This is a genomic window from Pseudoalteromonas sp. BMB, from assembly GCF_001709235.1.
Lineage (GTDB): Bacteria > Pseudomonadota > Gammaproteobacteria > Enterobacterales > Alteromonadaceae > Pseudoalteromonas > Pseudoalteromonas maricaloris.
In genome coordinates, this window is record NZ_MBQA01000035.1 from 28,789 (window position 1) to 43,804 (window position 15,016).

General features: G+C 44.5%; 17 protein-coding genes and 2 tRNA genes. 13 read left to right on the forward strand and 6 right to left on the reverse strand.

The features are described 5' to 3' along the window. Positions 1 to 24 precede the first annotated feature (24 nt). Positions 25 to 1,584: an aminotransferase-like domain-containing protein gene (locus BB427_RS02980; RefSeq protein ID WP_069018893.1), complete on the reverse strand. Its 1,560-nt coding sequence runs from the start codon at positions 1,582 to 1,584 to the stop codon at positions 25 to 27. Between BB427_RS02980 and BB427_RS02985 the strand changes: the two genes are divergently transcribed. Then, a complete protein-coding gene (locus BB427_RS02985) occupies positions 1,583 to 2,497 on the forward strand; it encodes a DMT family transporter (RefSeq protein ID WP_039490974.1) in 915 nt (304 codons plus the stop codon). The genes BB427_RS02980 and BB427_RS02985 overlap by 2 nt on opposite strands. 41 nt (positions 2,498 to 2,538) lie before the next feature. On the opposite strand, the gene BB427_RS02990 is transcribed toward BB427_RS02985, so the two are convergent. Next, positions 2,539 to 3,381 carry a diacylglycerol/lipid kinase family protein gene (locus tag BB427_RS02990; protein ID WP_069018894.1) on the reverse strand — a complete coding sequence of 281 codons (843 nt, stop codon included), beginning with the start codon at positions 3,379 to 3,381 and terminating at the stop codon, positions 2,539 to 2,541. A 285-nt stretch (positions 3,382 to 3,666) separates the two neighbouring features. Here BB427_RS02990 and BB427_RS24370 point away from each other — a divergent pair, with 285 nt between their 5' ends. From BB427_RS24370 to BB427_RS03005, 4 genes are all read left to right on the forward strand, one after another. Beyond that, positions 3,667 to 3,813: a hypothetical protein gene (locus BB427_RS24370; RefSeq protein WP_175401229.1), complete on the forward strand. Its 147-nt coding sequence runs from the start codon at positions 3,667 to 3,669 to the stop codon at positions 3,811 to 3,813. 224 nt (positions 3,814 to 4,037) lie between these two features. Beyond that, a tRNA-Ser gene (locus tag BB427_RS02995) sits at positions 4,038 to 4,128 on the forward strand. A gap of 18 nt (positions 4,129 to 4,146) precedes the next feature. Beyond that, positions 4,147 to 4,239 (forward strand) — tRNA-Ser (locus tag BB427_RS03000). 127 nt (positions 4,240 to 4,366) lie between these two features. Then, positions 4,367 to 5,116 (forward strand): MBL fold metallo-hydrolase, encoded by a 750-nt coding sequence (locus BB427_RS03005; RefSeq protein WP_045988067.1) that lies wholly within the window; start codon positions 4,367 to 4,369, stop codon positions 5,114 to 5,116. On the opposite strand, the gene BB427_RS03010 is transcribed toward BB427_RS03005, so the two are convergent. Both BB427_RS03010 and BB427_RS03015 read right to left on the reverse strand, forming a co-directional pair. Next, entirely contained in the window at positions 5,113 to 6,225 is a 1,113-nt protein-coding gene (locus BB427_RS03010; protein WP_069018895.1) for an aminotransferase class V-fold PLP-dependent enzyme, read from the reverse strand. The two genes, BB427_RS03005 and BB427_RS03010, sit on opposite strands and share 4 nt — an antisense overlap. Further along, positions 6,212 to 7,399 carry a PrnB family protein gene (locus tag BB427_RS03015; protein WP_069018896.1) on the reverse strand — a complete coding sequence of 396 codons (1,188 nt, stop codon included), beginning with the start codon at positions 7,397 to 7,399 and terminating at the stop codon, positions 6,212 to 6,214. The genes BB427_RS03010 and BB427_RS03015 overlap by 14 nt, the downstream gene beginning before the upstream one ends. A 116-nt stretch (positions 7,400 to 7,515) precedes the next feature. Between BB427_RS03015 and BB427_RS03020 the strand changes: the two genes are divergently transcribed. From BB427_RS03020 to BB427_RS03030, 3 genes are all read left to right on the forward strand, one after another. Further along, complete coding sequence (locus BB427_RS03020) at positions 7,516 to 7,983, forward strand: Lrp/AsnC family transcriptional regulator (protein ID WP_069018897.1); 468 nt, start codon at positions 7,516 to 7,518, stop codon at positions 7,981 to 7,983. Positions 7,984 to 8,046: 63 nt separating this feature from the next. After that, the gene (locus BB427_RS03025) at positions 8,047 to 9,321 is read left to right on the forward strand and encodes an alpha/beta hydrolase (RefSeq protein ID WP_069018898.1); all 1,275 of its coding nucleotides are present in this window, start codon (positions 8,047 to 8,049) and stop codon (positions 9,319 to 9,321) included. Then, positions 9,314 to 10,444, forward strand: coding sequence for a GNAT family N-acetyltransferase (locus tag BB427_RS03030; RefSeq protein WP_069018899.1), 1,131 nt, complete (start codon positions 9,314 to 9,316; stop codon positions 10,442 to 10,444). The genes BB427_RS03025 and BB427_RS03030 overlap by 8 nt, the downstream gene beginning before the upstream one ends. Here the strand turns inward: BB427_RS03030 and BB427_RS03035 are convergent. Next, the gene (locus tag BB427_RS03035; RefSeq protein WP_069018900.1) at positions 10,424 to 11,014 is read right to left on the reverse strand and encodes a DUF938 domain-containing protein; all 591 of its coding nucleotides are present in this window, start codon (positions 11,012 to 11,014) and stop codon (positions 10,424 to 10,426) included. The genes BB427_RS03030 and BB427_RS03035 overlap by 21 nt on opposite strands. 166 nt (positions 11,015 to 11,180) lie before the next feature. Between BB427_RS03035 and BB427_RS03040 the strand changes: the two genes are divergently transcribed. From BB427_RS03040 to BB427_RS03060, 5 genes are all read left to right on the forward strand, one after another. Then, positions 11,181 to 11,363, forward strand: a complete 183-nt coding sequence (locus tag BB427_RS03040) for a hypothetical protein (RefSeq protein WP_010378070.1) — start codon at positions 11,181 to 11,183, stop codon at positions 11,361 to 11,363. 279 nt (positions 11,364 to 11,642) lie between these two features. After that, on the forward strand, positions 11,643 to 12,053 hold the full coding sequence (locus BB427_RS03045) for a hypothetical protein (protein WP_010604192.1): 411 nt from the start codon (positions 11,643 to 11,645) through the stop codon (positions 12,051 to 12,053). A gap of 8 nt (positions 12,054 to 12,061) precedes the next feature. Then, positions 12,062 to 13,438 (forward strand): class II fumarate hydratase, encoded by a 1,377-nt coding sequence (locus BB427_RS03050; RefSeq protein ID WP_069018901.1) that lies wholly within the window; start codon positions 12,062 to 12,064, stop codon positions 13,436 to 13,438. A 107-nt stretch (positions 13,439 to 13,545) separates the two neighbouring features. Then, positions 13,546 to 14,046: a hypothetical protein gene (locus BB427_RS03055; protein ID WP_069018902.1), complete on the forward strand. Its 501-nt coding sequence runs from the start codon at positions 13,546 to 13,548 to the stop codon at positions 14,044 to 14,046. 8 nt (positions 14,047 to 14,054) lie between these two features. After that, on the forward strand, positions 14,055 to 14,435 hold the full coding sequence (locus BB427_RS03060; protein ID WP_039490952.1) for a hypothetical protein: 381 nt from the start codon (positions 14,055 to 14,057) through the stop codon (positions 14,433 to 14,435). Between the two features lie 17 nt (positions 14,436 to 14,452). On the opposite strand, the gene BB427_RS03065 is transcribed toward BB427_RS03060, so the two are convergent. After that, positions 14,453 to 14,638, reverse strand: coding sequence for a hypothetical protein (locus BB427_RS03065; RefSeq protein ID WP_010378060.1), 186 nt, complete (start codon positions 14,636 to 14,638; stop codon positions 14,453 to 14,455). Positions 14,639 to 15,016: the final 378 nt, after the last annotated feature.

The window sequence follows — 15,016 nt, forward strand, 5'->3', positions numbered from 1 at the left end:
AACTTACATTTAATTAAGGGTACGTTATGCCAACCCTTTCCTTTGTGCATCAGCCAATTCCCCCAGCGTTTTAATCGCTTGCTCTACCGACGCATCCCACGGCAAGCCATAACTGATCCGTATACAATTTTGATACTTTTTGCTGGCACTAAATAGCGTACCAGGCGTAATACTGATCCCACACTCCAAGGCTTTTTGGAACAACAAGGCACCATCGACGTGCTTACCTAAGTCTAACCACAGCACACAACCGCCTTGCGGGCGACTGACTCTTACCTCACTACCAAATGCAACATTCACCGCTTGGATCATACGGTCTCGATTCTCAATTAACCGTTTACGGACCAACTTTAAATGGCGCTCGTAGCCTCCGGAGCTGAGAAAGTCCGCCAATGCCCATTGGTTCATTAAAGAGGACGAGCAACTCAACGCACGTTTTATGCGCTTTGCTTTTGCACTAAATTGACTGGCGACCATCCAACCCACTCGATAGCTGGGCGCTGCGGTTTTTGAAAATGACGCACATGTGATCACTAAACCCTTTTGGCTAAATGCTTGTGCCGGTATGCCGCGCTGCTCGGTAAAATATAAATCGCCATACACATCGTCTTCTATCAACACCACGTCACGTTGCTCTAATAGTGCCACCAGCTGCGCACGTCTCGTATCTGGCATAAAGCTACCAAGCGGGTTACTAATACTGGTAGAAAACACACACGCTCGAATATCATGCTTTTCAAGTGCCCGTTCAAGGTCGCTCAGCCAAATGCCATCATCCGGGCAAACAGGTATTTCAATGGCCTTTAACCCTAAGTTTTCAGCCAGTTCAACAATGCCAAAATAACAGGGGGATTCAATCGCTATCACGTCTTCGGGCTTGGTCACCGCTTGTAACGCAATCGCCAATGCTTCTTGCGCGCCATTGGTGATCACCACTTCATCCATATCTATTGCTAAGCCCATATCCAAATAACGCCGCACGATTTGCTTTTTTAAACTATCTAAACCATCCATAGGACCATAATTAATGAGTTCATTCCCTGCTTCTTTCATTGCGCGGCGCATAATTTTGGCAAGAACCTGCTCGGTACCAGCAATGGCGATGGGGTTGGCGATACCTAAGGGGATTGCATGTGGCTGATGGATCCCCTTATACACTTGTTCAATCAACGCCTGCTTGTTAACCACCACAGGTTTGGCGGGCAATCGTGCACGCTTCGGTGAGTCGTTGTGCGAAGCTCTGTGGCATAAAAAGTAGCCGGACTTCTCTTTGGCAATGACTTTTCCTTGATCTTCAAGTGCTTGATAGGCCTGCTTTACCGTTGGGATACTGACATTTAAGTTTTGCGCCATAACACGCAATGAGGGAAGCTTTTCGCCCGGTAAAATAGACTCTTGTTCTGCCATCGACAAGATCATTTGGATCACCTGCTGATAGAGAAAGGCGGAATGTTGGCGTTGAATAACGGTACTCATAAGCAATAATCTGTATAGGTATAAATTAGCAAATTCTGTATATAGCTTATACAGAATAACAGCGTAAACTACAGACTTCCACTGCTGTTTGAATCTAGAGCCGATCATGAAAAATCTATTTCTTTACGCCATCACTGTGTTGATTTGGGGATCAACATGGCTTGCCATTGAATACCAACTTGGCAGCATCAACGAGTTTGTGTCGCTGTTTTACCGCTTTGGCCTCGCCGCGGTTTGTATGTGGGCGTTTGTCATCTATAAGCGTGTGCCAATGCGATTTTCTCGCCGAGATCACGGCTTTTTCATCCTCTTAGCGCTGTGTAATTTTGGTGCTAACTATCTCTTCTTGTATTGGGCTCAGGCACATTTAACGTCAGCGATGGCCTCAATTGCGTTTTCATTATTATTGGTCGTTAACATCGTCAATACTAAGTTATTTTTTGCCAAACCTATTGCAAAGCGAATTTACTTTGGCGCATCACTGGGCACGCTTGGGATAGTCAGCTTGTTTTGGCACGATTTGGTCGCATTTGATTTGCAAAGCGAGGCCTTCTTGGGATTATCATTAGCTCTATTAGGAACAGTGGTCGCGTCACTCGGTAATATGGTGAGCGTACGCAATTCCAATCAGCAAATTGATGTTATGGCGGGAAATGCGTGGGGTATGCTTTACAGCGCTGTCATGTTAGCAACCTATGTCGCCTTTAGTGAACATCAGTTTATCAACCAAGCGCCGGCATCATATTGGTGGTCTCTGATTTACCTCAGCGTGTTTGGCACCGTTATTGCCTTTGGTTGTTATTTCTCACTACTCAAGAATATTGGTCCTGAGAAAGCGAGTTATTTGATAGTGTTATTTCCTTTTGTTGCCGTGGCCTTGAGTACCTTATTTGAAGGCTTTGAGTGGCAGCAAAACACCTTTATTGGATTTATTTTGGTCATCCTAGGTAATGCGATTGTACTCACGCCTTTAGATCGCATCTACGCTTGGTTGTCCATTCGGTCCCCAGTTAGAAGTTGAAGTCTTACCAATGCTTTAGCTTCTTACTTTTCAGCGCCATTTTATAATGGCGCTTTTTTTATGTTCAGAGCTCGGCGGCAGCAAGTTATCGTCGCAGGCGTGCGCCCAACAATCTCACCATCAGCCTCGATGTCATATCCCTCTTGTGCGATATAAAGCTCTGTAATGCGACCGTGGTGCACATTTCTTGTGCCCATATGACGTTTAAGTAGCATATTGACAAACAATACCACCCGCTGCCAATGCGTTTGCGGCGTGAACCACAGCAGCTCCAACTGACCGTCATCAAGACAAGCCATAGGAGCAGGAGTTAACCCTGCCCCAAAGTGTTTGCCATTCGCAAGTAACAACATCATACCCTGCTCAGGCCACGCATTGCTGTGATAGCGAATGAGCTTGGCAGTAAACAGCGACATTAATCCCGCATAGGTATAGCTCAGCTTTCCTAGCCGTTTGGTCTGTCCTAAGTTATTCATGACATGCGCGTTAAAGCCAATCCCAGCAACATTGACAAACCAGCGCCCGTCCACTTTACCCAAATCAATACTCGAGATCTTGTCTGAAAATACAGCTGCTCGCCACTGTGCTTTGGAATAATGAAACTGCCGAGCAAAATCGTTGCCCGTCCTCGCTGGCAGCAGCGCAAGCGTGTTATCCCGTTCAGCAATGGCATTGGCGACTAGGTGCAAAGTGCCATCCCCCCCAATCACCACCACGCTCACTTCCGCCGTAGCTGCTTGAGCAATTGCGTCCCTATCTGCGACAAAGTTTCCAGTGGTATTAAACCACGTTGCCGTCAACTGTTGTTGTTTTAATTGTTGCTTTAACCATGCAATTTGCGCTTTCCCCTCAGCACCCGCTAAAGGGTTGACTACCACCAGCATAAAAACCCTTAAATACAAAAGCTCAACTTATATGAATAAAAAACCAAAACTAAAACCAAAAATAAAAAACAAAAACCACAAACACCCATATTAATTGGGATGCAGCCTAATAAAGACAATCACACTTATGCATAACCATGCAAAAAATCCATTAAAATAAAAATGAACAAACCATTAATTCATTAGTTATTTTTATCCGAAAACATCAATTTTTATCGTTTTAAATTTAAACAAATTGCGTGCAAAATAGCCTTGTTTTCAATCATAGCTTATTAGGAGCCAGACATGCTTAATTCAGCTGCACCTTGCAGCCCATCACAAAACACGTTTAACCAAACACAACCAACTAAACAACGTCATATCAATTGGACGAAGTGGTTGGCAGTATGTGGTCAACACTTAGCGTTAAAAGACGTGATTATGTATAAGTAAGTCTGCACAGAGCATGGCGTCCCAACCCGCCATGCTCTCGTCAGCATTTGTTTCAATAGACCATAAAAGCACCACTTCAACCAGCATTTTTGTACAAAACCTCTTCGTCAAACCGCTAATTTCTAGCACAATTTTAAAAAAACCTTACTTTTAGCACATTTTTTAAGCAAACAGTTTAAAAACGGTTTACAGCGCCTAAATCGCTAAGTATTATCTTTGCCCATGGAGAGATGGCTGAGTGGTTGAAAGCACCGGTCTTGAAAACCGGCATACGTTAATAGCGTATCTAGGGTTCAAATCCCTATCTCTCCGCCATTTTTAAAGTATTGCGCCGGAGAGGTGGCCGAGTGGCTGAAGGCGCTCCCCTGCTAAGGGAGTATAGGGTTTGTAGCCCTATCGAGGGTTCGAATCCCTCCTTCTCCGCCATCACTTATAAGAAAACCGCTTAATTGCGGTTTTTTTATGTCTGCGATTTATCACTTCCACACACAACTGGTCAGATGTCTTCAACCTATGCTATGTTGAGATCTGATTGGGGAAATGAGTGTGACGAATGAAAATCCATGTCTTAGAAGGCTATATTCAACATATTTATCTGGTTGAGCACGAAACGGGCCTGCTGTTACTCGACGGTTGCTGTCGTGCCGATGTTGAGTTGGTCTGCAACTACATCCTGCAACTGCAAAAGCCACTAAGCGCACTCAAGCTGATTGTGGTCACGCATATGCACCCAGATCATGCCGGTGGCGCGCACAAACTCAAAAAACTCACGGGCGCAAAGATTGCGGCCGCAAATGCCCCCAGTCAGTGGTATCGTGGTATTGATGGTGTCATGATGCACCTCTCCGATATGGCGCTGGCACTTTGGGTTGCAGGGAGAAAGCGCAAGGCCAAGCGTAACCTTTGGTATCCAAGACAATTATCACCAGACTTTTACCTAGCCGACGGTGATAACTTACCCTACTTTAACGAATGGCAAGCGATACACACCCCCGGTCATACGGATAGAGATTTGAGCTTGTATCATCTCCCCAGTAAGCGCATCTATGTGGCGGATTTGACGGTAAAAGTGAAAGGGCAATTTGTTGCGCCTTTTCCGGTATTCTATCCACGCTTGTATCGTCAATCTCTTGCCAAAGTAAAGGCACTACAACCCCACTCCGTGATCTTGGCGCATCAAGGAGAGGTACTTGCAGAAGAAATTGATTTTAACGCATTGATAGCGCGCGCGCCCAAGCAACCAATGACACATTGGCGCTCGGTGAAGAAGAAGACCAAAAAAGCACTAGGATTAGGAAACTAGCTTTCGTTGATAACCCGCACCAACTGCGCGATGTCCTCCTGACTATTATAAATATGTGGTGAGACACGAATACCGTAGCGACGATTATCCACAGCAATGTCTGCGTGCTTAAGCTGCTCCATCACTGCCTCATGCTGCGAGCCAAAATGCAAAATAGCGGTCCCAGAGCAAGCACTCTGTGCTGTAGGAGAGCGATAAAATTCAGGCAATGCCGCTTGTAACTGAGATAACAAAGCAAAGTTGTACGCTCTTACTTGCTCAATCCCAAGCTCGGCAAAATAGCCAAGGCTGTGCCCCGCATAGATATAAGGTGCCACACTTGGAGTACCGCCCCAAAAACGCAGCGCACTTTCACTCAGCGCAAAATGATGAATATCAAACTCGAATGGATTTTGATGCGAAAACCAGCCAACGTCTTTTGGTTCGCAATAAGGCAAGACATCCTCATTCACCCAGATGAAACCTGCGCCAGGGCCACCGCAGCTCCATTTCACACAAGAGCCGATAACGCAATCCGCGCCCCACTCGCTTAAATTTATTGGTAATACACTAAGTGACTGAGCAATATCAATAATACTTCGACAACCATATTGGTTAGCAAGGCTAATGATGTCAGCAACAGGCGCCTGCTGACCGCTGTTCGAATAAACATGACTAACAAATACCCAATCAATTTGCTCGTCAATATAGTGCTGCCACACACTTAGATCGTGCATATTCATCGCTTCGGGAATATAAACAATCTCAATATTGTCCAGCGCGTTTTGTAACGCAAATCCCATGCTTGGGAAGTCTTGCTCACTCATCAATACGCGCACTTTGCGAATGCCACTTTCGGGCAAACTCATCACCCATTTCGTTACACCACTGGAAAGGTTTGTTTGCGGACAAAACAGGCGCGCATCAGTGTGTAATAGGGAAGCTAGGGCTGAGGTAAAGCGATCAATACCGCTTAGCCACTGCTGCCAAGGCTCTTGATTTTGTTGTTGCCACGGCACCATAAATTGCTGATGGAAATCTTCCGCTGCAGATTTCAACATACGACCAACGGAATGACTCAATAAATAGCGACCCGTAGGCAAGTGAAAATCATCCCTATATTGCTTCATGCTTAACCCCTATTGCTTGACGTAATCGTTTTAAATCATGATGTCGAGTAAAGATATCAGCGCGCTCAGCAGCGGCTCGCCTATCTCTTAAGTCTGCGAGTTCTTTGAGTAAGACTTCAATCGGTGGACCACTGGCGGTCACTTTGCTTAAGTGCTGTTGCTGCATTGCTTGCGAAGGTTTGGCGATATACTTTTCGACGAGTTGATTGTGATGTTGTATGGCCGTATCTCCATGCAGCTTACACACTTGTATAAACAAGCTACAGGCAGGGCCAAACCAATCACTTTTCGGCCCTTTCAATGCGCTCAGAAACGCATCCATTAAATTAGGCGTACGCATGCATTCACGCAGGGTTGCTTGGTCTTCTGGCATCATATAGAGGAATTTTTCCACCAGCATTTGACCATAACTAATATCATTAGCCGGGCATAACCCCAACATCATATCGATAACATTGATACCCGCAAAATCTCCAGCGTTTGCACCACGATAGACCTCTTTACCAACTCGGTAAGGTTTGTAATAGGGTCGTACAACGTAAAAGAATGCCTCGGTATCTAGTTCCTTAAATAACTCTCGATTAGACTCTATCACCTCAAGCAGCGCTTGCTTAACTTGTTTCAGTAGCACCAATGACATGGGATGAGAAATTCCCAAATGATGCACCTTCATTAACGATTCGGACGCACGTTTATAGGCAAGAATGGCCTGAGTATTGTAGTCGATGAATAAGCGCTCTGCCGGATGAGAAGTAAAGCGCTTATACACGCCGTTGATTGCGCGGTTATGTGTGGTGAGATGAGCCGTTGCAAAGCGCGGCGTAACCCCCAAAGAGGCACCAATGTGCATGGCCAATGCCGATGCTTGTGTTAGTGGAGACACCTTTTCACGGCTTGGCTCGGTAATTTCATGGCGTCTACATGCTGCCATAAATAGACCAACGTTACCGAGTAAGTCGAATGCTTGCTCAAAGCCTTCGTCGGTATTGCCTTCTTCTAGCAAGGCTTGGATCAGTTGATTACCTTCTTCTAATAACTGTGCTTTTAGCGTTTCACCAACGCCTTCAACGTTTGCTTTATCCTGTTGCTGCCAATAAAGATGTTCAAGCTTGTCGTTAAGGTCCACAAACGGACCTCTAATCCAAGCGTCAAATTGTACGGCTAATGGACTCATTATTACTTCTCGTGATTATTCCACAGTTAAGGCTAGCAAATCACCACGAGCATAATTTGCCAATTTTCTCTAAAAGTTTAATACTGATTAGCAAGAATCACTCTTTTATTTGGTTTATGTCGGTAAATCTAGATGCCAAGGACAAATTGCTCCTTAACGCCTTGCAGCATAATGCACGTTTGAGTAATGCCTCACTCGCCGAAAAGGCAAACCTTTCCGATACTCCCTGTCTTCGACGCGTAAAACGCTTGCAAGATATAGGAGTAATTTCAGGCTATCATGCAGCACTGGATAGAGCGCAAGTTGACCTAAGTATCCTGGTTTATGCATTTATAAAACTCAGTGAAAATACCGCAACTGCAGCGCATTTATTCGAACAACACGTGGAATCTGAAGATCAGGTGATCAGCTGTTCGGTGATCTCCGGAAGTCATGATTACCTATTGGAAATCGTAGCAAAGGATTTGCCCAGCTATGAACAATTTGCCAAGCATCAATTGGGCGCCTGTAAGGTGATTAGCGGGATTGAATCAACGATTGTCCTCAAGCAAACTTTTGCAAAACGCATATTACCGATCCGCTAACCATTTTTATCGTCATCTGTTCTCGCTATACTGCATGTGATTTTATGCTCATAAGGACCGACTATGCGCCACTACCTTACCTCCACAGTATTTGCTTTTAGCCTGCTTGCCCCACCTTTGGTCATCGCACAAGACTGTGTTACCCAAGTGAGTGATATGTCGCTATTCACCAAGAGCAAAGCATCGGGATTATTCCGCGAAGCAATCGATAAAGGCCCCGTCACCGTCGATGTAGGGAATATAAAAAACTATAACGATTATATTCATTCTACCAAGCAAATTATTGAAAGCCGCAATCCTCGCGCTACACTGCCGTGCCCGTTAATGACGCCCACTGCAACATTACTCAACCTGAAAAACCCCAAGGTAAGTGACTTAATCGCGCCATTTTCACTTGAGCATGACAACAAAGATCACGCCATTTTACTTATCCATGGTCTGACCGATTCTCCTTTTACTTTTCACTACCTTGCGGCAGCGCTCTATGAAGCGGGATATAATGTCAGAACCATGTTACTGCCAGGCCACGCGACTGCACCAAGCGATTTAACCGAAGTTGATATTGACGATTGGCAAACCCATACGGATTATGCCATCGCACAGACGAGCCAAGATTTTAAGCATTTTTCCGTACTTGGTTACTCCACGGGTGCCGCCATGGTGCTGAGTAGCATAGCGAAGCACAAGCCCAATAATTTAGGCTCTGTTGCACTTATCTCACCCGCCACAGAACCACATAATAAGAACGGTTGGCTAGCCAAATGGATTGATTACGTGCCATTTGTCAATTGGATAGATGAAGACGCCGATTTGGATTTCGCCAAATATGAATCTTTCCCATGGCATGGCGCAACGTTAGCCCATCAGGCTATGGCGCCACTAAAATCACTCACCACTTTGCCAGATGTACCGATGTTTATCAGCTATAGCGATGTCGATACCACCATAGACAATCATGCAACGGCAAAGCTGCTAGAAAAATGGCAACCTAAATCAACATTGACTCAATTTATCTACTCGGAAACGCCATCGACTAAGCAAGGTGTGAATTATCGGAGCGTGAAAGCCGACAACATTGTCGATATGTCTCATATTGGTATTTTGCAGCCACCTGAACATATTTTTTACGGCCGCAAAGGGCCTTATCGTAATTGCACCAGTTACCACTTAGAAGACCAAGCCTTCATTAACTGCCGCACAGGTAAAACCGTCCATTTTGGCGAGCGTCACGAGAAAAGCATGACGCAATACACCGCTCTTGCGCGGATCACGTTTAACCCTGATTACAGCAACTTTGAGCAAGCACTGCTCGCATTTTTTGACGGCCACAATGACTGAGTACCAACACAGGTTTATTCATTCTCTAACTGAAGTGACAACAGCACAGTGGGACTGTGTTTCACCATCACATGTATTTACGAGCTACGCTTGGCTGCTTGCATTAGAGTTGAGCGGCTGCACCAGCAAAGAGACTGGCTGGATACCGCATCACCTAATGATTGAACGCCAAGGCGAGTTGATTGCCATTTTACCAGGCTATATTAAATCGCACTCTTATGGCGAGTACGTTTTTGATTGGGCTTTTGCTGAAGCTTACGAGCGCCATGGATTAGATTACTATCCGAAATGGCTGTGTGGCGTCCCCTTTACGCCAACTCAAGGACCAAGAATATTAACGAAACGTCTATCTTCTTGCTTGCTTGAATATATTGACGCTACGCTCACGAGCCTCGCCCAACAAGGCATTAGTGGAGTCCATATTAATTTTTGTCGTGAAAGCGATTTTCTCACTCAAAGTCATTTAACGATGCGCCGCAATGTGCAATTTCATTGGCATAATCAAGGTTACGCCGAGTTCGCTGATTTTCTCGCACGACTCACATCAAGAAAGCGTAAAATGGTCATGAAAGAACGCCAAGCTGTGACCGCCCAAGGTATTAACATAAGCTGGACTGTTGGCAGAGAAATAAGCACAGCACAACTCGATGCCTTTTTTCTCAGTTACCAGCTCACCTATCTTAAACGCTCGCGGCACCACGGCTATCTCTCTCGCGACTTTTTTCAGCAAGTTATCACCTCAATGCCAGATAAGCTTCTTCTTTGCTGCGCTTACTTAAACCACGAAATTATTGCCACCAGTTTATATCTTGTGGATGGTGATACCTTGTATGGTCGCTATTGGGGCGCAATTGAGGATAGTTACGACTTTTTGCATTTTGAGCTGTGTTACTATCAAGGCATAGAGTACGCCATTGCTAATCAGCTTGCAGTCTTTGACGCGGGCGCTCAAGGTGAGCACAAGTTAGTGAGGGGTTTTGAGCCGGTGTGGAGGCAATCGTATCACCGCTTATTTCAACCTGACTTTCAACAAGCGCTTGAGGATTTTACCAAGCGCGAAGCTGACGCACTCGAGCATTACTTTACCGAGTGCCAAGCAAAACTACCGTTTAAACACCAATAAGCGATTATTAGCCGGCATCGCATAGTCTTGCTGTAGTGTAAGTCCTTGCTCTGCTGCAAGCGCCAATACCCATTCTTGATCGCGAATGCCACTCTCTTTGTCTTGCGATTTTAAATAAGCATCAAACTCTCGGTTACTCTCGCTGGTAAATTCACCTTGATAATTAAACGGCCCATAAACTATCAGGTAGCCGCTTTCTTTAAGGTGTCGTCCTACTCCTGCGATTAAGCGCTCAACGAGCGTTGATGACACAATGTGCAAGGTATTAGCAGTATAGATCACATCATAATGCTGATTAACAGGCCACGCATGGTGTAAGTCTAGTGCGAGTGGCGGTAAAACATTCTCTAACTCTGCATCATCAAGCCACGCTTGAATACCTACGTGATTAACCTCCCTGTCCGCCGTCTGCCACGTTAAATGCGGTAACGCCGCAGCAAAGTGCACCGCATGTTGACCCGTACCAGAGCCTACCTCTAACACTTCCAACGGTTTATTTAGATAGGGAGTGAGCTTTTCTAATATTGGCTGTTTATTGTTTTCACACGCTTGAGAGTATGGTTTTGTCATCTCGTTTGCACTATTTTGATCGATTTATGCGCCCCATTGAGGCAAGAATCTATCTCAATTGCAAGGCAAATAGCTAAAACTTCCACTAAGCAATTAAAATTAGAAAAGAAATTTATTTTGGTACAACTTCTGCTAAGTTTAAAGAGTACTAAGAGGAGAAGCGAGCATGAAAATTTCAGAGATCACCCAAATGCCAAGCCAACTTAAAAGCGAAGGACTTGTTCTGAAGAAGCGTAAAAATACCTTCACGAAAAGTCGCGCTTACCGACAAGAAGTCGCCAACCTGATGCAACTCGAAGAACAAGAGAAAGAGCATTCAGAACAGCAATATCTCCTCGGCTATAATTAATACCAATTGTATTAGGTAAATGAGCTAATTGAAGCGGAGAAATAACTTTAGTAGCTAGGCAAAAATTTTGCTATTTAGTTGTTCTAAATGAGAAATTTTTAACGACGCTAATATGGTATTTCACCCTTCAAATTGATTGGAGACTTAGTGCAATTGGTATAAGCTCAATCACACTTTCTTAAATTCATTTCAGACTCATAGTGAGCTGCTATGGTGAATGCTAAACAAATTGTTTGGCAGTGCGAATACTAAAGCTTGAATTGCCAACCAAACGATGTAATGATAACCATTATCATTACATCGTTTGGTTTTGTATTTATGCAGCTAGCTACTTTATTACAAACTTATCGTGCGAAGCTTAATCGCCACTGCCAGCGACCACAACTCGAGGCGCCGCTCTTGGTTGCGGAATATATTTCGGCAGGCATAGGCATGGCGAAATGGTACGAACGCCATAATAACCCGCTGCTGCAAGAGCTTTATCTTAAAAATACATTGTCCGAACTGTTAGAACAGATTGCCGATCCACTCGTTGATACCGCCATACGTAAACAATGCATGGATCAATTATTTAAACCTTTGTTGGCACTAAAACGGTTTTATAAACATCACCATACTTCGTCACGGCAATTTTTGAAGCTACAGCGAGATGCGTGCCAAACCTGCCAGCAGTTTAACCCTTTTTATTAGGAGCAACGATGACTACATTTCGTCAAGAATCCGATAGTATGGGAACATTAGATGTTCCTGAGCATGCGCTCTACAAGGCGCAAACACAGCGTGCTGTAAACAACTTTCCTATTAGCGGGATCACAATGCCAGGTAGCTTTATCAAAGCCTTGGCCTACATCAAACAAGCCGCAGCAGAAACCAATCAATCCCTTGGCCATCTATCAAGTGATAAAGCAAAAGCAATTGTGAGTGCCTGTCAGCAGCTAATTGATGGTAAACACTTAGATCAATTTCCAGTGGATGTCTTTCAGACTGGCTCTGGTACCAGTTCAAATATGAATGCCAACGAAGTGATAGCTACTCTAGCGACTGAATTAAGCGGTGTCGCAATTCATCCTAATGATGACGTTAACATGGGCCAAAGCTCAAACGATGTGATCCCAACAGCGATTCACGTAAGTAGTGCAATCACAGCAGTGTATGACCTTCTGCCTGCACTAAAACACTTATCTAGTAGTATTGAACAAAAAGCAGAGCAAGTTGGCCATCACGTCAAAACTGGCCGTACGCACTTGATGGATGCAATGCCGGTGACCTTTGCACAAACATTAAGTGGCTGGCAAGCGCAAGTAGATAACGCCTGTCAGGGCATTGTTCATTCCTTAGAAAAAGTTTACGAGTTAGGTCAAGGTGGAACAGCGGTAGGCACAGGTATTAATGCCGATCCAGAGTTCGCTAAGTTATTTAGCCAAAACCTGAGCACTAACATCGGGATCCGCTTCAGTAAAGGCAATAACTTTTTCTATCATATCGGTTCACAAGACGCGATAGTGGGACTTTCAGGCCAACTTAAAACCTTTGCAGTAGCACAAATGAAGATAGCCAATGACTTACGCTGGATGAATTCAGGACCGCTTGCTGGCCTAGGTGAAATCGAGCTTGAGGCACTACAACCAGGCTCTTCAATCATGCCAGGTAAAGTAAACCCTGTTATTCCAGAAGCGGCTGCAATGGCCAGTGCTCAAGTGATAGGTAATGATGCAACGATTAGTGTTGCAGGCCAGTCTGGCAATTTTGAGCTGAATGTTATGTTGCCGGTGATTGCATTAAATATTTTGCAAAGCATTGAGATCCTCTCAAATACTGCGAGGCTACTTGCGGACAAAGCTATCTCAAGCTTTAAAGTAAATGAGCAGAATATTCAAAAGGCACTGGCTAAAAACCCGATTTTAGTTACCGCGTTAAATCCTGTGATCGGGTATGAAAAAGCAGCACAAATTGCCAAGCTTGCCTACAAAGAAGGACGTCCAATCATTGAGGTCGCTGCTGAGCAAACCGATCTGAGTGAAGACGAACTTCAATCATTACTCGATCCGCAAAAACTCACCAAAGGCGGTCTATAGCGCCGTCCTTCATAGCCTGCAATCACATATAGTGTATGCAGGCTGCAGAGCTTGCTATTCCTTAAGGACTTGCGTAGTTTAATTAGCAAACATTAGGAGAGCATATAATGAACAAGATGATCCCAACTTTACTGACAACCTTTTTGCTGTTTGGTTGCCAAGAAGAAGTAACTAAAAAAGAAACCACAGAACAAAAAGCACAGGAAACCAAAACTGTAAGCGAAAAGCACACAGAAATTAAAGAATCAAAAGAAGCAAGCTTGCCTATTCAACAAGATGGTAAAAAGCTCGATACCTCTGATATCAAAACCCATAAACAATCATTGGAAAACATCGTGGCCGACAAAAGCTGTGATAACGATACCCAGTGTAAAGTCATTGCCGTTGGCGATCGTGCCTGTGGTGGCCCTTCTTCTTATCTAGTGTATTCAACAAGATCAGCAGATGAGGCCCAAGTTAAGCAGCTAGCGGAGCAAATTACTACATTAGAGCGCGCCTATAATATGCAAAATCAGATGATGAGTATCTGTCAGCATTTAATTGAACCCGCAACACAATGCGTTGAAAATAAGTGTGTTAAACTAGAAAATAGTCGTCCTACATACTAGAGGCAATAATGAAGTTAGCTATTTCTCTCGCTTGCATCGGCACACTAATTGCAGCGTTATCTGGCTGTGAAATGACATCAGGCGATGCAGCAAGTCGCTCTAATACTGCGCATACACTCAGCGATATAAGAGCAAATATAGGATGTGATGCAAGCTATCAGTGTAAAGTAATTGGAGTAGGTGAGCGATTAACCTGCGGTGGACCAAGAGAATACCTGATCTATTCAACGAAGCATACTGATGAGCAAGATGTAGAAGCTGTCGTTAGCGCCATTACAGAGCAAGAAAAGCTGAATAACAAAGGAAAAGCGCCAGCGGTTAGCTGTGAACCTGTGATGCCAATACAAACACTATGTATTGCGCATACCTGTCAGGCTGTGCCTCTATAAAATGATGAGCACTCAGGTTACCGGATAAGCTCATTGATCACTGAGATCACCATCACTAACAGCGCACAAATACTCGCATTAATAATATACTTCACTTCAAGCTGCTTCTTAATCCAATAGCTATACATAAAGCGAATTAAGTAAGTGGCTGAAGTACCAAACAATGCAAATATTACCAACAGTGCAATTAAATGAAATGACACGCTAAATCCCCTGTTTTTAGCCCATCATATCGTTAATTGACCCTTCCTTATAGCCCTTATTGCATAAAACCACATAGCAGCTTCTCGCTTGCAACCAACCACCTCCTGCCATTTTGCCCTGTGCTGATACTGTGGTGGGAGTGGGAGCGCATTTACTTAGGTTTAGAAAACCTCGCGATGTGTTGATTGGCTTGCGAGGTTTTATATCTCTCAAATCTCTATACCCCAAACAGCAAAAAACCCGTCGCATTACTGCAACGGGTTTCTCTTATTTTGCCCTGGCTCGCTACGAAGTAGGATGTTCTACTTTCACATGGGTAATCCACACTATCATTGACCGGGGCCGACCCTTCGGCTGTTTTGTTTCACTTCTGAGTT